19 protein-coding genes are annotated in these 17,422 nt (G+C 59.6%); 10 read left to right on the top strand and 9 right to left on the bottom strand.

The window, feature by feature from the left end:
• Positions 1 to 152 precede the first annotated feature (152 nt).
• Entirely contained in the window at positions 153 to 620 is a 468-nt protein-coding gene (locus tag ACZZ0D_RS11990; RefSeq protein ID WP_463553348.1) for an HhH-GDP family DNA glycosylase, read from the top strand.
• Positions 621 to 767: 147 nt separating this feature from the next.
• On the top strand, positions 768 to 1,004 hold the full coding sequence (locus ACZZ0D_RS11985) for a hypothetical protein (RefSeq protein WP_426620268.1): 237 nt from the start codon (positions 768 to 770) through the stop codon (positions 1,002 to 1,004).
• A 57-nt stretch (positions 1,005 to 1,061) separates the two neighbouring features.
• On the opposite strand, the gene ACZZ0D_RS11980 is transcribed toward ACZZ0D_RS11985, so the two are convergent.
• The 3 genes from ACZZ0D_RS11980 to ACZZ0D_RS11970 form a co-directional block, all read right to left on the bottom strand.
• Positions 1,062 to 1,220, bottom strand: coding sequence for a DUF2986 domain-containing protein (locus ACZZ0D_RS11980; protein WP_463553347.1), 159 nt, complete (start codon positions 1,218 to 1,220; stop codon positions 1,062 to 1,064).
• 33 nt (positions 1,221 to 1,253) lie between these two features.
• Positions 1,254 to 1,577, bottom strand: a complete 324-nt coding sequence (locus ACZZ0D_RS11975; protein WP_463553346.1) for a gamma-glutamylcyclotransferase family protein — start codon at positions 1,575 to 1,577, stop codon at positions 1,254 to 1,256.
• A gap of 69 nt (positions 1,578 to 1,646) precedes the next feature.
• Entirely contained in the window at positions 1,647 to 2,555 is a 909-nt protein-coding gene (locus tag ACZZ0D_RS11970) for an alpha/beta fold hydrolase (RefSeq protein ID WP_282353372.1), read from the bottom strand.
• A gap of 212 nt (positions 2,556 to 2,767) precedes the next feature.
• On the opposite strand from ACZZ0D_RS11970, the gene ACZZ0D_RS11965 reads away from it, so the two are divergent.
• The 5 genes from ACZZ0D_RS11965 to ACZZ0D_RS11945 all read left to right on the top strand — a co-directional run bounded on the left by ACZZ0D_RS11965 (position 2,768) and on the right by ACZZ0D_RS11945 (position 10,514).
• Complete coding sequence (locus ACZZ0D_RS11965) at positions 2,768 to 4,312, top strand: arylsulfatase (RefSeq protein ID WP_463553345.1); 1,545 nt, start codon at positions 2,768 to 2,770, stop codon at positions 4,310 to 4,312.
• Between the two features lie 130 nt (positions 4,313 to 4,442).
• Positions 4,443 to 4,784, top strand: a complete 342-nt coding sequence (locus ACZZ0D_RS11960; protein WP_463553344.1) for a hypothetical protein — start codon at positions 4,443 to 4,445, stop codon at positions 4,782 to 4,784.
• 98 nt (positions 4,785 to 4,882) lie between these two features.
• A complete protein-coding gene (locus ACZZ0D_RS11955) occupies positions 4,883 to 6,139 on the top strand; it encodes a TolC family protein (RefSeq protein ID WP_463553343.1) in 1,257 nt (418 codons plus the stop codon).
• Positions 6,136 to 7,383: an efflux RND transporter periplasmic adaptor subunit gene (locus tag ACZZ0D_RS11950; RefSeq protein ID WP_463553342.1), complete on the top strand. Its 1,248-nt coding sequence runs from the start codon at positions 6,136 to 6,138 to the stop codon at positions 7,381 to 7,383. Before ACZZ0D_RS11955 ends, ACZZ0D_RS11950 begins: the two co-directional genes overlap by 4 nt.
• Positions 7,380 to 10,514, top strand: a complete 3,135-nt coding sequence (locus ACZZ0D_RS11945; protein WP_463553341.1) for an efflux RND transporter permease subunit — start codon at positions 7,380 to 7,382, stop codon at positions 10,512 to 10,514. Before ACZZ0D_RS11950 ends, ACZZ0D_RS11945 begins: the two co-directional genes overlap by 4 nt.
• A gap of 33 nt (positions 10,515 to 10,547) precedes the next feature.
• Here ACZZ0D_RS11945 and ACZZ0D_RS11940 read toward each other — a convergent pair whose 3' ends face one another.
• The 3 genes from ACZZ0D_RS11940 to ACZZ0D_RS11930 form a co-directional block, all read right to left on the bottom strand.
• Positions 10,548 to 10,835, bottom strand: coding sequence for a barstar family protein (locus ACZZ0D_RS11940; RefSeq protein ID WP_463553340.1), 288 nt, complete (start codon positions 10,833 to 10,835; stop codon positions 10,548 to 10,550).
• A 193-nt stretch (positions 10,836 to 11,028) separates the two neighbouring features.
• Positions 11,029 to 11,451, bottom strand: coding sequence for a bleomycin resistance protein (locus tag ACZZ0D_RS11935; protein ID WP_463553339.1), 423 nt, complete (start codon positions 11,449 to 11,451; stop codon positions 11,029 to 11,031).
• A 51-nt stretch (positions 11,452 to 11,502) separates the two neighbouring features.
• On the bottom strand, positions 11,503 to 12,951 hold the full coding sequence (locus ACZZ0D_RS11930; RefSeq protein ID WP_463553338.1) for an L-lactate permease: 1,449 nt from the start codon (positions 12,949 to 12,951) through the stop codon (positions 11,503 to 11,505).
• A gap of 132 nt (positions 12,952 to 13,083) precedes the next feature.
• Between ACZZ0D_RS11930 and ACZZ0D_RS11925 the strand changes: the two genes are divergently transcribed.
• On the top strand, positions 13,084 to 13,566 hold the full coding sequence (locus ACZZ0D_RS11925) for an Lrp/AsnC family transcriptional regulator (RefSeq protein WP_463553337.1): 483 nt from the start codon (positions 13,084 to 13,086) through the stop codon (positions 13,564 to 13,566).
• Between the two features lie 116 nt (positions 13,567 to 13,682).
• Here the strand turns inward: ACZZ0D_RS11925 and ACZZ0D_RS11920 are convergent, their stop codons facing one another.
• On the bottom strand, positions 13,683 to 14,198 hold the full coding sequence (locus tag ACZZ0D_RS11920) for a P-loop NTPase family protein (protein WP_463554801.1): 516 nt from the start codon (positions 14,196 to 14,198) through the stop codon (positions 13,683 to 13,685).
• Between the two features lie 205 nt (positions 14,199 to 14,403).
• Between ACZZ0D_RS11920 and ACZZ0D_RS11915 the strand changes: the two genes are divergently transcribed.
• Both ACZZ0D_RS11915 and ACZZ0D_RS11910 read left to right on the top strand, forming a co-directional pair.
• Positions 14,404 to 15,099: a tRNA (adenine(22)-N(1))-methyltransferase gene (locus ACZZ0D_RS11915; protein WP_463553336.1), complete on the top strand. Its 696-nt coding sequence runs from the start codon at positions 14,404 to 14,406 to the stop codon at positions 15,097 to 15,099.
• A 217-nt stretch (positions 15,100 to 15,316) separates the two neighbouring features.
• Positions 15,317 to 15,466, top strand: a complete 150-nt coding sequence (locus ACZZ0D_RS11910; RefSeq protein ID WP_172680105.1) for a hypothetical protein — start codon at positions 15,317 to 15,319, stop codon at positions 15,464 to 15,466.
• 42 nt (positions 15,467 to 15,508) lie between these two features.
• Here the strand turns inward: ACZZ0D_RS11910 and ACZZ0D_RS11905 are convergent, their stop codons facing one another.
• Both ACZZ0D_RS11905 and ACZZ0D_RS11900 read right to left on the bottom strand, forming a co-directional pair.
• Positions 15,509 to 15,724 (bottom strand): PLD nuclease N-terminal domain-containing protein, encoded by a 216-nt coding sequence (locus tag ACZZ0D_RS11905; protein ID WP_053119696.1) that lies wholly within the window; start codon positions 15,722 to 15,724, stop codon positions 15,509 to 15,511.
• A gap of 74 nt (positions 15,725 to 15,798) precedes the next feature.
• Positions 15,799 to 17,382, bottom strand: coding sequence for an EAL domain-containing protein (locus tag ACZZ0D_RS11900; RefSeq protein ID WP_463553335.1), 1,584 nt, complete (start codon positions 17,380 to 17,382; stop codon positions 15,799 to 15,801).
• Positions 17,383 to 17,422 lie beyond the last annotated feature (40 nt).

Genomic DNA, 17,422 nt, shown 5'->3' with positions numbered 1-17,422 from the left:
GGTTTATGCATTTGGGCTTGACCACCTTCCTGTAGTTAAACCTTAGGTGTCCTGCACGAATAAGGGTTCCTTCACCGATTCTCGCCACTGGATCGTTCGCAGTCGTGTCGGGTCTAGATGCTGACTGAGAGATATCGCAAAGGGCCGGACAGGTGAACAAAGCAATCAACGCACACGAGTTGAACATCGACCTTCAGGGTGGTGAAGAAACGGCCCTGTTCAAATGGCTGCTCGCCAGTTTCTTGATGGGTAAGAGGATTCAGGGCGCTATCGCGGCCAAGGCCTATCAGGTGATTGTTGAGCAGCACCAGCGCGATACGCCGCAGAAACTGGCGCACTGCAGCCATCGACAATTGGTGGTGATGCTCGGCCAGGCTCACTACGTGCGTTACGACGAATCAACGGCATCGCGATTGCTGGCATTGGCGCACAAGCTCAACGCCGAATACGACGGCAAGATCGGCAATGTCGTTGAGGCGAGCGCCGATCGTCAGGCCTTCGAAAAACGTCTGGGTGAATTCGAAGGGATCGGGCCCAAGACCGTCGAGATTTTTATGCGCGAAGCCGCCGCAGTGCTTTTTTACACGAGCCAGCGAGGCCGGACCCGTTGCCTTTTGTAGTTGGGGGTTTAGAAGAGGGGGCGCTACGCTCCCCAACGGGGATAAATCCCCTCGCCACAGGGGGCTGTATTGTGATTTGGTTGAACTAAAAGCTGACCGGCTCGTCAGGATATTAAGTTGTCCATTCAACCACTGACGGATATCCGCATGCACACCTATACCCTGGAATACCTGTTTAACGGCAAGCCGCGTAGCCACACCTTCGAACTCAAAGACACCCATCTGGCCGAGCATGAAGCGGCCATGCATCTACTGGAGTTGCATTTGGGCGATGCCGAAAACGGTTTGCTGATGCCCACGGCAGACGCCACCCCGGAAGAAATTCTGGAACAGGCCGAGCGGGTAGGGTTGACGCAGATTCGCGTGGTCAATCAATCGCGATGAGGCAGCGCCGATTGCAGTGTGCGTTGCAACACTGCAATCGGGCCTGAAACGCGGGGATCAGCTTTCGGCGGTTTCGCTCGGGGTTGTAGCGGCCTCGGCGTCCAGCTTGAGGCGGTCAGCCTTGCTGACGTATTTCGGCTTTTTTGGCGCCAGTTTGGCGCTGGCCTTTTTGGCCTTTTCCTTGAACAACTGCTTGAGTTTCTTTTGACGGTTCATCGGTTTTACTCGGTTTTATAGGCGCAATAGCAACTAGCGAAGAGCGTACACGTAAGCGTCGATGGTTGAGCCGTCTGCCAGCGTTACCTGCGTCAGCAGGCGCTGGTATTCAGAACCTTCGAATTCATCGAGCGCTGCCCAGTGTTCGGCGAAATTCTCGGAAGAGAACACGTAGCCGGCAATGTCGTCGCCATCGTCGGCAATGATCAGACCGGGATAACCCAATTCCGCGCCCCAACCGGCTTCGGCCAAACGGCCTTTGAGCGTGGCAGTTTCCCAGACGCCGCCGATCTCTAGCATGACATGCTCATTCGGTCGCCCCGGGCCCAGGGTTCCATAAACGAATAGACGCTCCACGTTTGCTCTCCGCTGGAAAAGGGGTGAATCCTGACCTATGGATCGAGTCCAGGCAATCAACAACTGGGGTCACAGCGATATAAAGTCCCGAACGGCTTTAATCGTCGGCGCCGGTGCCTCTTCCATCAGCCAATGACCTGCCGCTGGAATCACCACTTCCGTGACGTTGTCGGCGGCGTTGCGCATGACGATCGCCTCGTTGTTGCCGAAGGATTTCTCGCCGCCCACCGCCAGCACCGGCATGCTCAGGTGTTTTTGCAGGACAGGCTCGTTGTCGAGGGCATCCTGACGAATGCTTCGAAATTGCGCGAAAGCGGCGTGCATGGCGCCCGGGCGCGCGTAGAGTTTGGCGTAGTGCTGACGGGTTTGTTCATCGACCTTGGCCGGGGTGCCGGCGAACTCGTTCCAGAAGCGGTCAAGGTAGATGCGCTCGCGGCCAGCCACCAAGCGCTCCATGTCCTTACCACCAAAATCGAAGTGCCAAAGCATCGGCGAACGCACGATGTCGTTCCATGGCGTAATGCCGGGCACGGGCGCGTCCATCACCACCAAACGATCGGTGAGCTGCGGATAGCGTGCGGCGTAGGCAAACGCGACCATCGTGCCGATGTCATGTCCGATGACCACCGAGTGTTCGATTTTCAACGCGCTCAACACCGCGCGAATGTCACCGGCCTGAGTCTTCTTGTCATAGCCACCCTCGGGGATCGACGACAACCCCATGCCCCGCAGATCCGGCACCACCACCGTGTGATCGCGCGCCAGATCCGTTGCCAGCGGCGCCCACATGTCGCCGGTATCGCCAAAACCATGCAACAGCACCACCGCCGGGCCTTTGCCGCCGACCCGAACGTGCATCGTCGCGCCTTCGACCTTGATGTCCTGCGTCTTGAAGCCTGCGGGGAATGGCGTGATGTCAGCGTGGGCTGGGAGGCTCAGCGCGAGCAGGGTGAGGGCGGTCAGCAAGGGACGGATCATGTCGGTGGCTCCGGATGCGGGGGTGGTGTCGGGGGAATGGAATGAGCGTAGACGCATCCAGAACACCGGTAGGAATTTCAGCCGAAGCCTTTTTTGTGTATGGCGCCAAATGACGAAAAAACGGCGGGATATGTCAAGTCGGCAAAAAAAACACAAGGCAGCCTACGGACACTGCTTTTCACCCAATAAATATAAGAAAGGATCTGACGATGATGAACACGAGCGACCGGCTCAAGCGCTGGTGCGGCGCGTTCGCCTTGCTGGCGGCGGGCATGTCTTCGGCACTGGCGGCCGATAAGCCGAACATTCTGGTGATCTTCGGCGATGACATCGGTATCACCAACATCAGTCGCTACAGCAACGGCATCATGGGTTACCAAACGCCCAACATCGACAGGCTGGCCAAAGAAGGCGTGATGTTCACCGACTATTACGGCGAACAGAGCTGCACCGCCGGGCGCGCGGCATTCATCACCGGCCAGCATCCGGTGCGCACCGGCCTGACCAAAGTCGGCATTCCCGGCGCCGTTACCGGGCTCAAACCCGAAGACCCGACCATCGCCGAACTGCTCAAGCCGCAGGGCTACGCCACCGGCCAATTCGGCAAAAATCACTTGGGTGATCGCGACGAATACCTGCCGACCCAACATGGTTTCGACGAGTTCTTCGGCAACCTCTATCACCTCAATGCCGAAGAAGGCCCGGAAGACCCGGACTGCACGAAGAACCCGGCCATGGACAAGCTGTTCCGCCCGCGTGGCGTGATCCGCAGCAGCGCCGACGGCAAAATCGAAGACCTCGGCGCGCTGACCAAAAAACGCATGGAAACCATCGACGAGGAATTCCTCGCGGCCTCGACCAACTTCATGGACAAAGCTGTCAAGGCGAATAAACCGTTCTTCGTCTGGTTCAACTCGACGCGCATGCATTACTACACCCACATCAGTGACAAAGTCGCGGGCAAGTCGGGGCAGGGCGAGTACAACGACGGCATGCTCGAACACGATGGTCAGGTCGGTCAGTTGTTGAAAAAACTGGATGAACTGGGCGTCGCCGACAACACCATCGTTATCTATTCCACTGACAACGGCGTGCACTTCAACCAGTGGCCGGACGCGGGCATCACGCCGTTCCGTGGCGAGAAAAACACCAACTGGGAGGGTGGTTTCCGTGTGCCGGCGATCGTCCGTTGGCCGAACCACATCAAACCCGACACCATTTCCAATCAAATCATGTCGCACCAAGACTGGATGCCGACCCTGCTTGCCGCTGCCGGCGTGACGGACGTCAAAGAGCAATTGCTCAAGGGCTACAAGGCCGGCACCAAGGACTTCAAAGTGCATCTGGATGGCTACAACTTCCTGCCGTATCTGGAAGGCAAAGAAGCCAAAGGCCCGCGCACCGATTTCTACTACTTCAGCGACGACGGCAAATTGCTCGGCGTCCGAGACGGCGATTGGAAGTTGGTGTTCGCTGAGCAGCGCGCGCATAAATTCGATGTCTGGCGCGATCCGTTTGTCGAGTTGCGCATCCCTAAAGTGTTCAACCTGCGACGCGATCCGTTCGAGCGCGCGGATACTGATTCCAACAACTACAACCAGTGGTGGGACAAGAAGGTGGGCGTCGTCGGTTTGCCGGCGATGGCGCGGGTTCAGCAGTTCCTTGCCACCTTCCAGCAATTCCCGCCACGTCAGCGCCCGGCGACATTTACGGTCGATCAGATGGTCGAGAAGTTCATGCAGTACAAGGTGCAGTGATCGGATAAGGCCGATGTCAGAAGGGGCGCACCGGTTGGTGCGTCTCACAGTAATGTTGGCTTAATGCGGTTGGGTTGATATCTCGCCTCATTGATAGTCAGCCCATTATTCGACGGCTACACTCCACCCCATGAAACGCTATCTGCGGTTTTTCCTCCTTTTTGTGATCAGCCTGACGCTTCCCCTCAGCGGGATGGCGGGCGTGCAGACGTCGACCGAGCCTTGCCCGATGCAGTCGATGGGCATGGCGATGATGGACGGCATGGGGATGGACTGCTGCAACGACATGAAAAGCCCCGTCGACCACGGCAAACCGTGCAAGTCGGGTCAAGAATGCAAGACCGGTGGCATGCTGCAAGTGTCGATCATCAAGCCTGCCGTCACCCTGTTCAGCCCCGTCGTGCAGCGCTCTGCCGGCGATTCCGTACCTGTCTCGACCCCGTCCGGGGTGTGGCGTCCGCCACGCGTTTGATTCCTGTCGCACCTTGAAGCGCATCCCGATTTAACGGGGTGACATGGCTGCGCGCGTGTTTTTCGCGCGGGCAGCGGCTCATCACAGGAATCTTCACCATGAACTCCAAGTGCTTTGGCGCAGGATGGTCGCTTGCGACCGTCCTGGCGACGAGCGTGCTTGCGTGGCCGGGTCTCGCCAGCGCATTGACGCTCGACGAGGCCTTACGGTTGGCCGAAAACACCGCGCCGTCGTTGATCGCTCAAGACGCAAAAATCCACGCCGCCAGCAGTGCCGTCATTCCTGCCGGCGAATTGCCTGATCCCAAGTTGCTGTTGGGCGTGCAGAACTACCCCGTCAGCGGTCCGAATCGCGGCAGCCTCGACGATGACTTCATGACCATGCAAATGGTCGGCGTCCGCCAGGAAATGCCCAACGCCGACAAGCGTCAGGCGCGCATTGAAGTAGCCAGCGCGGCGGTTGAGCGTGCGGCCGCCGAGCGTCGCATTGAACGCTTGAACGTACGCCAATCCACCGCCCTGGCGTGGATCAGCCGTTATGCCGTCGAGCGCAAGGACGCGCTGTTCCAGGATTTCTACAAAGAAAACCGCCTGCTCGCCGATACGGTCAACGCGCAAATTGCCGGCGGCCGCGCGCAGCCGGCAGACGCGGTGACACCGAAACAGGAAGCGGCGCAACTCGCCGAGCAGCAGGACGATCTGCAGCGCCAACGTGCGCAAACGCGGGCCGCACTCAAACGCTGGATCGGCCCTGCGGCCAACGACAAACCCACGGGGCGCTTGCCGGAATGGCCGGTGGATACCTCGGGTGTCGCGCACAAACTTCAACATCACCCCGACCTCGCGGCGTTTGTGCCAATGACCCGCGAAGCGGAAGCGCGCGTGCGCGAGGCTCAGGCGCAAAAGAAATCCGACTGGAGTTGGGAGCTGGATTATCAGCACCGTGATCGCCAGTTCGGCGACATGGTCAGCGTGCAGCTGTCGTGGGATTTGCCGCTGTTCCCCGAAACCCGGCAGAACCCGGTAATTGCCGCGCGGCAAGCCGAGCTGAGTCAGCTTGAGGCCGAGCGCGACGCCATGTCACGCGAGCACACCGAGCAGCTGGAAAGCCAATTGGCCGACTTCGAACGCTTGAATCGTGCGGTGTTACGCAGCCAGAAGAGTCTGTTGCCGCTGGCCGAAGAAAAAGTCGAATTGAGCATGGCGAGTTATCGCGCCGGCAAAGGCGATCTGAATGCAGTAGTGGCGGCGCGGCGTGAGCTGATTGAAGCGCGCCTGAAACAGGTTGACGTCGAAGAGCAGCGCGCGCTGACCAATGCGCGGCTGTATTTTGCTTATGGGGAGTATGCGCAATGAGCCTTAACCGAAACGGGGCATGGATCGCAGGCATCGCGTTGCTGGTGGGTGGTGCGGGTGGTTATTGGGTGGCTGATCTACGCAAAAGCGCGGCCCCTGAAATGTCCGCAGCACCCAATATGAACGCGTCGGCCGAACGCCAAGCGCTGTACTGGTACGACCCGATGTACCCGCAGCAGAAGTTCGACAAACCGGGCAAATCGCCGTTCATGGACATGCAACTGGTTCCGCAGTACGCCAGCGGTTCCGATGATCGAGCGACGATCAGCGTTGATCCCGCCGTGATGCAAAACCTCGGGATGCGTGTAGCGACAGTCAGCCGTAGCGTCTTTCAAACCAGCCTCGATGTCAGCGCCATCGTTGCCTTCAATGAGCGCGATGTCGCAGTGATTCAAGCGCGCACAGCGGGTTTCGTCGAGCGGGTTTATGCGCTTGCGCCCGGCGATGTGCTCAAGGCCAATGCGCCATTAGCGGACATTCTGGTGCCGGAATGGGCGGCGGCGCAGACCGAGTTTCTGGCGCTCAAGCGCATTGGCGATAAGGGTTTGCTGGACGCAGCTCGTCAACGTCTGCGGCTCACCGGCATGCCGTCCGCGCTGATTGCGCAGGTCGAGCGCGGCGGCAAGGTTCAGCCGTATCTGACACTGACTAGCCCGATCGGCGGGGTGTTGCAGGAACTCAATGTCCGCCTCGGAATGAGCGTCGCGGCGGGCGAAACCCTGGCGCGGGTGAATGGTTTGGGCAGCGTGTGGCTGGCCATGGCGGTGCCCGAAGCGCAAGCCGCGTCGATCGCTGTTGGGCAAGCGGTTGTTGCCCGATTGCCAGCGTTTCCGGGCAGGCCTTTCGAAGGCGAAGTCAGCGCGATTTTGCCGCAAACCAATGCTGACAGCCGAACCGTGCGCGTGCGGGTTGAACTGCCCAACCCGGATCAGCGCCTGCGCCCCGGTCTGACTGCGCACGTCACGTTGAATCAGCGTTCGGCAGACAGCGTGTTGTCGGTGCCCAGTGAAGCGGTGATTCGCACCGGACGCCGCAGTCTGGTGATGGTGGCTGAAGACGCCGGCCGTTACCGTCCGGTCGAAGTGCAAACCGGTCAGGAGAGTGCCGGCAACACCGAGATCATCAAAGGACTTGAAGAGGGCCAGAAGGTCGTGACGTCGGGCCAGTTCCTGCTGGATTCCGAGGCCAGCCTCAAAGGCATTGTCGCTGGCGACGGCATGGGCAACATGGAGGGACAGCCATGATTGCCGCGCTGATTCGCTGGTCGGTGGCCAACCGATTGCTGGTGTTGCTGGCGACGTTGTTCGTGACGGCGTGGGGCATCTGGTCGGTGCAAAACACTCCGATCGATGCGCTGCCGGATCTCTCCGATGTACAGGTGATCATCCGCACGCCGTACGCGGGGCAGGCGCCGCAGATTGTTGAAAATCAGGTCACCTATCCGCTGGCCACCACCATGTTGTCGGTGCCGGGCGCGAAGACCGTGCGCGGTTATTCGTTCTTCGGCGACAGCTATGTGTACGTGCTGTTCGAGGACGGCACCGACCTGTATTGGGCGCGTTCGCGGGTGTTGGAATATCTCAGCCAGATCCAGACCCGCTTGCCGGCCAGCGCGAAACCGGCGCTAGGCCCGGATGCCACGGGCGTAGGCTGGATCTATCAATATGCGTTGGTGGATCGCACCGGCGGCCACGATCTGGCGCAACTGCGCGCATTGCAGGACTGGTTCCTCAAGTTTGAACTGAAGACCCTGCCCAACGTTGCCGAAGTGGCCACGGTGGGCGGTATGGTCAAGCAATATCAAGTACAACTCGACCCGCTGAAAATGGCCAGTCTGGGCATCACTCAAGCGCAAGTCAGCGAGGCCATCGGCAAGGCCAATCAGGAGGCGGGCGGTGCGGTGCTGGAAATGGCCGAGACCGAATTTATCGTACGTGCTTCGGGTTACTTGAAGAGTCTTGAGGACTTCCGGGCGATCCCGCTCAAGCTCGGTTCGGGCAGCGTGCCGGTGACTTTGGGCGATGTCGCGACGATTCAGCTGGGCCCGGAAATGCGCCGGGGCATCACTGAACTGGATGGCGAAGGCGAGACCGTTGGCGGCGTGGTGATTTTGCGCAGCGGCAAAAATGCGCGCGAGACCATCGCCGCCGTCAAAAGCAAACTCGATGACCTGAAACGCAGCCTGCCGCCCGGCGTCGAGATCGTCACCACCTATGACCGCAGCAAGTTGATCGACCATGCCGTGGAAAATCTCAGCCATAAACTGATCGAAGAGTTCATCGTCGTGGCGTTGGTCTGCGGGATTTTCCTTTGGCACCTGCGCTCGTCGCTGGTGGCGATCATTTCGTTACCGGTGGGTGTGCTGATGGCTTTTATCGTCATGCGTTACCAAGGGATCAACGCCAACATCATGTCACTGGGCGGCATCGCCATTGCCATTGGCGCGATGGTCGATGCGGCGGTGGTGATGATCGAGAACGCGCACAAAAAAATCGAGGCGTGGCACGCGGCTCATCCCAGCGAAGAGTTGAAGGGCGAGCGGCACTGGCAAGTCATGACGGAGGCGGCGACGGAAGTGGGGCCGGCGCTGTTCTTTTGTCTGCTGATCATCACCTTGTCGTTTATTCCGGTGTTCACGTTGCAGGCGCAGGAAGGGCGCTTGTTTGGCCCGTTGGCCTTTACCAAAACCTGGGCAATGGCAGCCGCCGCCGGTTTGTCGGTGACGCTGGTGCCGGTGCTGATGGGCTATTGGATTCGCGGACGGATTCCCGGCGAACACCAGAATCCATTGAACCGTTGGCTGATCCGCATTTATCAGCTGGCGCTGGATGTGGTGTTGCGCCGGCCGAAAATCACCTTGCTAGTGGCGGCTTTGGTGTTTCTCAGTGCGCTATGGCCGCTGTTGCGTTTGGGCGGTGAATTCCTGCCGCCGCTGGACGAAGGCGATCTGCTGTATATGCCCTCGGCGTTACCGGGCTTGTCGGCGCAAAAAGCCGCGCAACTGCTGCAACTGACTGACCGGCTGATCAAGACGGTGCCGGAAGTCGAGCACGTCTCCGGTAAGGCGGGGCGCGCTGAAACAGCAACGGATCCGGCACCGCTGGAAATGTTCGAAACCACTATTCAGTTCAAACCGCACGATCAGTGGCGACCGGGCATGACTCCGGAAAAACTGGTGGAGGAGCTGGATCGCGTGGTGCGGGTGCCGGGGCTGACCAACATCTGGATACCGCCGATTCGCAACCGTATCGACATGCTCGCCACCGGCATCAAAAGTCCGGTCGGGGTGAAGGTCGCCGGAACTGATCTGGGGCGAATCGATGCCGTCACCCAAGCGGTCGAGCAAGTGGCGAAACAGGTGCCCGGCGTCAGCTCGGCGCTGGCCGAACGCCTGACCGGTGGCCGCTACATCGACGTCGATATCGACCGGCAGGCAGCGGCCCGTTACGGCATGAACATCGCCGATGTGCAGGCGATCGTCAGCGGTGCCATCGGTGGCGAGAACGTTGGAGAAACCGTCGAAGGGTTGGCACGCTTCCCGATCAACGTGCGTTATCCGCGTGAGTGGCGCGACTCGCCGCAAGCCTTGGCGCAGTTGCCGATCTACACCGCCTCCGGCAGCCAGATCACCCTCGGCACTGTGGCGAACATTCGCATCACCGATGGCTCGCCGATGCTCAAAAGCGAAAATGCCCGACCGTCAGGCTGGGTCTACATCGACGTGCGGGGCCGGGATATTGCGTCGGTAGTCGCCGATCTGCGCACAGCGGTCAATGCCCACGTCACGCTGGAACCGGGTATGAGCTTGAGTTATTCGGGGCAATTCGAGTTTCTCGAACGGGCCAACGCCCGGTTGAAACTGGTGGTGCCGGCCACATTGCTGATCATCTTTGTGCTGCTCTATCTGACCTTCAATCGTTGGGATGAGGCGGTGTTGATCATGGCCACGTTGCCGTTTGCGCTGACGGGCGGGGCGTGGTTTCTCTATCTGCTGGGGTTCAATCTGTCGGTCGCGACCGGTGTTGGATTTATCGCGCTGGCCGGGGTTTCTGCCGAATTCGGCGTGATCATGTTGCTCTACCTGAAAAACGCCTGGGCCGAACGGGAAGCGCTTGGCGAGCGCACCGAGCAAGGCTTGCTGGCAGCGATTCGCGAAGGCGCGGTGCAACGGGTTCGCCCCAAAGCGATGACCGTGGCCGTGATCATCGCGGGGCTGTTGCCGATCCTGTCAGGCAGCGGCGCGGGCAGCGAAGTCATGAGCCGCATCGCCGCGCCGATGGTCGGCGGCATGGTCACAGCGCCTTTGCTGTCGCTGTTGGTGATACCGGCGGCGTATCGTTTGATGCGTCGGCGTAGCGTTGTTCGCGGCGGATAAAATCCGGGCAGGAGGTTCGGCTGAACGCAACGTTCAGCCGAACACTACGGCCGGCGCCGCTTCGGGGTACTCAGTCGTCATATCCGCGAGGCATTTTTGCATCAGCCGCGCATCCCTCGGCAAACGGCTGGAAAACCTCTGCCAGCCTGAGATCTGCAAATTGACAGGCATTTCAACCAGCCCGGTAATCGCGTCCCAGAAAGCATCCCAGTTACAGCCGTACCAATCAGGGAAACCCAGGCTTTCACGCAGCAACGCGTGAAGTTCGGCGGAACTCGTCACTTCACTCAAATCAATGGTTACAGTCTGTAATCGCGACATCGTCAGCATCCTGATTTTTCACAGATGGGAACATGACCCCTGTGGGAGCGGGCTTGCTCGCGAAGAGGCCAGCACATTCAACTACATTGTTGTCTGAACAACCGCTTTCGCGAGCAAGCCCGCTCCCACAGGGGATCAGTGTTGATCAAGTTTCTTTTGTGTTTGTCGAGCGGTCAGATTGTTGTACTTACATTCAAACCGCCCGCTCACCCAACCGCTCCACCAACCTCACCAGATACCCATCCGGATCCTGAACAATAAACTCGCGCTGACCCACCTCCACATCCGCCGCCCGGTACCACGTGTCCTTGCACTCGCGGTACAGCGCAAACCCTGCATGACCCAGTTTCTCGATGACGGGGGCGACGGCGACAACATCAATCTGCAAGTTGATACCTCTGCCAAACGGCTTTTCCAACGGCGCGGTCAGCCACTGACCCGCCTGCGGATCGACTTGCTCCAGCATGACTTGGGCGCCGTTGAGATCCAGATACGCAAAGCCGTGTTCCGGGCGCTGGTAGGCGATGGTGAACCCCAGGCAGGACACCCAGAAATTCAGGCTGTCCGGCAGGTCGGTGACCATCAATTCCGGGACGAGCGTGTTGCGTTTGAACATGAGGTGAATTCCGTTTCGTTGAATATTTCGGCGCGAGTCTATCTCGAATCGCTATCCAATCCACACACTCAACACCCCGGCAGTCAAAGCGACCAGCGCCGTATTCAGACACACCAGCGCAAAGCCAAACCTGACCAGTTCACTCTCTTCTTTGGCCTGTGTTTTGGCTAACCCCAGAATCAGCATGACGATCGACAACGAGCCCAATGCCGCATGCCCGGCTGCGCTGTTTTGTACCGCTGCCAACAACAGACGCGAGGACTCGGGCAGCATCGCGATGGCGGGCATGAAGATCGCGTTGCCGCCGACGTTCGATCCGGTCATGTAGCCTGACAGCGCACCCAGCAGTGCAACCAGCGAGGTCGCGGCGCTGGGCGAAAGACCCGCGAGCAATTGCATCAGGCCCGCGAGAAAACCCGCTTTGACCATCATCTGCGACATCGCCAGAAAGAAGAAAATCGTCAGCAACGGCCGTTTGGCGCGCGCAGCCAATCCGCTCAGCATGCCGCTGTCGGTAACGGTCTTTCGCGTGTGAAAGCTTAACCCGATCAACACCAGAAGCAGTGCCACACCGGGTGACGCCAGTGGTTTCCAGCTGACCTGAGCACCTTGCACCACCCAGTGATTTTGCCAATCAGTGATTGCCCACAACACTTTCAGCGCGACGATGCTGACGATCAACAACAGATACGGCCAAGCCTGACGTGGCCAATGCAATTCATCGTGTTCGCTCATGTTGCGAGACCGTCGCCATAGTCCGGCAGACAACGCAGCAGTCGCCGTGACCAGGCCCGCAGCAACACCGGCGACTTCCGGCCCCAGCCAGCGACTGGTGCAATACAACACGCTGGTGAAGATCAACCAAAACGCGCCCAGCGCCCGCCATTCCTGCCATTGCCGCGCACCCGCCAGATACAACGCCAACGCTGCCAATCCGAGGAAAACCAGCGCACTGGTCAGCGCCGACGTCTGCGCCAGCATGGCGGCATCGAGATGCGCCAACGAAGCACCGATCACCGAGGCCAGGCCCAATGTGCCCCACGGCATGATCGCCATCCCGGTGAGCGCAATGCGCAAGGCAACCCGGCGTTCGAATAGACTTAACAGCAGCGGCACCGTCGCAATCAGCGACACACCGAAACCGGTCATCGCCTCCAGCAATGGCGCCAGCCCGAGCACGATAAACACCACTTGATCGCCGCGTCCCAATCCGAGCGAACGCACCCATTGGCTGACGGCCAGATTCACGCCCAGCCGCTCGATCACCATCACAAACGCCAGCCCCGGCACAATCACGAATGCAGTGCTGGCGAACAACACGGCGGTGTCTTGAGCGGCGGCCAGCAGGCTGCTCGATTGCCAGGCATCAGCTGCGCCTGCAATCCAGAGCACCATCACCAGCAGCGTGCCGGCGACAGCGGCCTGAACCGGAGGCCGGCGCAGTACGACCAACATGGCGGTCACCAGCAAAACAGGGGAGAGATGAAACAGTGCGTCCATGGCCAACATTACCCTGTGCAAGTTCTCGATCAGCCGGCGAATGCCGACTGCGAGCAAGATAATATTTCGCGCGACTGGATAAAGGTGCGCAGTTTTCTGCTAGTTTTCGAGAAATTTTCTCGCGAGCCTGACATGGTCAAAAGCGCTGCTGCACCTCAATCACTGGATAAATTCGACCGCGCCATCCTCGAACTGGTCCAGCGCGACAACGCCATGCCACTGCGCCTGATGGCCGAGCAGGTCAATCTGTCCACGGCGGCGGTTCAGCGCCGCATCAAGCGCATGGAAGAGGCGGGCGTGATCACCGGCAATGTCGCGGTTGTCGATCCGAATGCGGTGGGTCGCCCGATCACCATCATTGTTGAAGTCATGGCCGAGCGAACCAGCATCGAGGCACTCGAAGCGATGAAGACGCACTTTCGCGTGCCCGAGGTTCAGCAGTGCTACTACGTCACTGGCGAAGTGGATTTTGTCTTGGTGCTGACGGTCGCCAGCATGCAGGAATATCAGGCGCTGGCGCGGCGATTGTTTGCCGAGAACACCAACGTAACGTGGTTCAAAACCATCGTGGCGCTGGATCGGGTGAAGGTCGGGCTTGAGGTGCCGGCGGGTTGATGCGGCGCGGCTGAAAAAGCTATCGCGAGCAGGCTCACTCCTACAGTTTGAAATGCGTTCCCCTGTAGGAGTGAGCCTGCTCGCGAAGGGGTAGTCGGGCCACCGCAAAAGCCCCCTCAACCCCCCAATCCATCCAAAAACCGCGAAATCTGCCGCGCCCCGCAAAGCCGAACCACCGGCACCTGCGGCGCAATCGCCAGCCGATTCGCCTCGATGCTCGGCCGATTCACCCGGTCGTAATTCCAGACAAATTTCAAAAACCCCAAAAACGCCTTGTCCAGCCGTTCCGTACAACCCGCCGGCAGATCCGCCCGAGGCTTGTTCAGCGCGCTGCGCAGAATCACTCGCTTGATGCAGACAACGCGAGGCGTATCGAGCCAAACCACCAGGTCGGCGCGAGGCAATCGCAAATCAAACGTGCGCCGCGAATAATTGCCCTCGCACACCCACGCATCGCCGGCGACAGACTGACGTACTCGCTCGCGGAAAATTTCATTGTCCGGTTCGATCCAGCCGGGCTCCCAGAACAGTGTGTCCAAATGAACCACCGGCAGCGACAGTCGACGACCAATCTCGCGGGCGAGGGTGGATTTACCGCTGCCCGAATTACCCAAAACCACAACGCGCTGCATGTGCAAATCCCTTGCTGAAAAAAAGCGCGCAAGTCTAAAGCAATCCTTGATCGAAGGCGCAGCAAAAGGCGTCACTTGGTCAGCCTGATCGGCGCTGCGCTTGAGATGTCCGCAACCGTTGGGCAAACTCCGCCGTTTGACTGGCTGCCACACCTTCGCGAAGGGTCGCAAACCGCCAAAAACCGTCGCTCGAAGGAGTCTTTTGTTGAACCACAACACCTTGTCCCAACGCCTGGAACGCGTGGCTGCGCACGTGCCGGCGGGCGCACGTTTGGCCGATATTGGTTCCGATCACGGCTACTTGCCGGTGGCGTTGATGCGTCGTGGCGCGATCAGCTCGGCGGTGGCGGGGGAGGTCGCGTTGACGCCGTTTCGCGCCGCTGAACGTACCGTGCGCGAAAACGATCTTGAGCAACACATCACCGTGCGCCATGCCAACGGTCTGGCGGCGATCAAACCGGGCGACGCGATCACTGCGCTGACGATTTGCGGCATGGGCGGCGAGACGATTCGCGACATCCTCGACAGCGGTAAAACCCATCTCAGCGGCGAAGAGCGTTTGATCCTGCAACCCAACGGCGGCGAGCAGCCGCTGCGTCAGTGGTTGATGGACAACGGCTACACCATCCTCTGTGAAGAGCTGCTGCACGAAAACCGTTTCTACTACGAAATCATCGTCGCCGAACGCGCTGGGCCAGTGGCTTACACCGACGAAGAACTGTATTTCGGCCCACTGCAAATGCGCGCCCGCAGCGCGGCGTTTCTGAGCAAATGGCAGCGCAAGTTGAAGTACAAACAGAAAACACTGGCGCAGTTCGCCCATGCGCGCGATGCAGTGCCTGAGGCGAAAGTGCAGGACACCGCCCGACAGGTGCGCTGGATTACTGAACTGTTAGCTTGAGCGGCAGAACCGATCGGGGCGGCACGCCTCAAGTGCCGCCGATACGCGGCCCGCGCCAACCACCACAATGCGTTTGCCTGCTCCATTACCCATTTCAACGTCCCTGTACGCAGCGAAAAAAGTTCGAACTGATGGGTGATTGTAGCGTCCACCCACAGAGGCAACGCATCGCGCGCACATTCGCGGCGATGGCAAATTCAGTGTTCAGGAGACAATCATGAAGAAAATCTGCGCGTGTCTGGGGATCTGCAGCGTGATGCTGCTGCAAGGTTGTTACGAGGGTTCCAACGATGCTCCCAATAAGGAAGGCGACAAGAGCAAAGCGTCGCTGCAAATACAGCAGGACAAGCCTGAAGACAGTAAATGAACCCGATGGGTGAGGGAGCAATATCCCTCACCCTCTATCGGTTTAGCGGCTGGAATTAGAGGTCGCGCCATGGGTGATGTGCTTGGGCCCCGCCAACGCCCAAGCAATCAAACCGAACAACGGCACAAACACGATCAGCACGATCCACACGCCTTTAGTACTCGATTTTCCCTCGCTTTTGCGCACCCGATTGATGGCCCAAAGCTCGATAAGCAGAAGAACTGCCGCCAGTACGATCCACACGGTTTCGATATGCATTGGCTACCTCCTGATGGTCTAAGCGTTAGGTGGCCTTAGGTGCGTTGGGTTCATTTATTTTGTGGAATGCCTGATCACACGGTCGACTCCAGCGCAGCGTGGTCGCTGACCACGTTTGCCCGCGCGTGTTGAAAGCGCAAAAAATCCTCGACCGGCATCGCTTTGCCAAACAGCCAGCCCTGACCGAAGTGCACACCATTGGCGCGCAAGTAATCCCGTTGTGCCTCGGTTTCGATGCCTTCGGCGACGATCTTCAATTGCAGACTCTTGGCCATCTCAATGATGTGGCCGGTGACCGATCCGGTCGCTGCATCCTGTTCAATGTTGTCGACAAACGATTTGTCGATTTTCAGCACGTCCAGCGGCAGCCGTTGCAGGTGTTGCAGGCTGGAGAAGCCAGTGCCGAAGTCGTCGATCGCGGCCAGATAACCCAGTTCGCGGGCGTGATTGACCGTGGTGCGAGCGGCGTCGATGTCGAGGAAACCGCGTTCGGTGGCTTCCAGCCAGATCTGATTCTGCTGCACACCGGCCTTGTGCAATGCAGCCTCCAGGCCGGGCAGGAAGCGCCCGCTGCTGACGTCCCTGGCGGCGAGGTTGATTGCCACGTGCAGGCCGCGCTCCTTGACCAGCAAGGGGCCGAGGTCGCACATCACCGAATCGATGACTTGGTCGGTGATCGACAGAATCAGGCCACTGCGTTCGGCCAGCGGAATGAACGCGTCGGGGCAGACCATCGAGCCGTCGGGATGCTGCCAGCGCACCAGGGCTTCGGCGCCGACACAGGCGCCATCGCTGAGGCTGACAATCGGTTGATAGTGAACGACGAATTCGCGATTACGCACCGCCAGTTTCAGCTCGGCCAGCGGCGACAGGCGTTGGCGTGTGCGGCGCACAATCAGCAACACCAACAGGCCGGCGAGCAAACCGCCGATGGGCAACAGCAGCATTTCCCGGCGAACCAGCCCCTGCATCAATTCATGCCGGGAGATCGCGGCAATCGCCACCCAGTCACCGCTGTGCACGAGGGTGTAGAGGTAACCCCCGTCCAGAGCCGAATGCGAACCCGAGTGCACGCGGCTGAGAAAATGCTCCGCTCCCGGTCGCGAGGCGCTGACCAACTGGCCCGCTGCGGTGCCGACCGTCAGATGCATATCCTCTTCGAGCATCACATGGAGGAATTGTGCTGGGTCGACCAGCACATTGAACGCCGCGTATTGCAGCGCCATCATCGGCTTGGCCGGGACGATGCGTGACTGCACACCGAGCGACACGCGCACGCCGTCGGTGGTGGTGAAGTCCTCCGGCCATGGCGTTGCGTGGTGTCCGACCGGGCCCCAGGAACCGCAGGCATAAATCTCTTGCTCGACATAACCGACCGACTTCACTGAAAAGGTGTTGATGGTCAGCAGGCGCATCTCGTCGATGCTCTCGGGTGTGCAGGGCGCCAGGCTTGAGTCGGCGATAGTTTTGAGGGCGCTGGCGGCTTCGTTGAATGTGCCGCTGGCCCGACTGGAGGCGACGGCTGCGAGGGTTTCCAGACGCTGTTGCGCGGCGTGCAGATTGAGCACCCAGGCCAGATAACCCATCAACAATACGGGAAGCAAGGCACACGGAAACCCCAGGAGAATGCTCCCCCAGACGATGCGTTTTTTGTTCATTTGTCGCCACCTTGGCCCAAGGCCTGTGACGTGCGCACAG

The organism is Pseudomonas sp. AC193 (genome assembly GCF_979258075.1).
The sequence above is the reverse complement of the archived record's forward strand: the minus strand, read 5'-3'. Positions and strand labels throughout refer to the sequence as shown.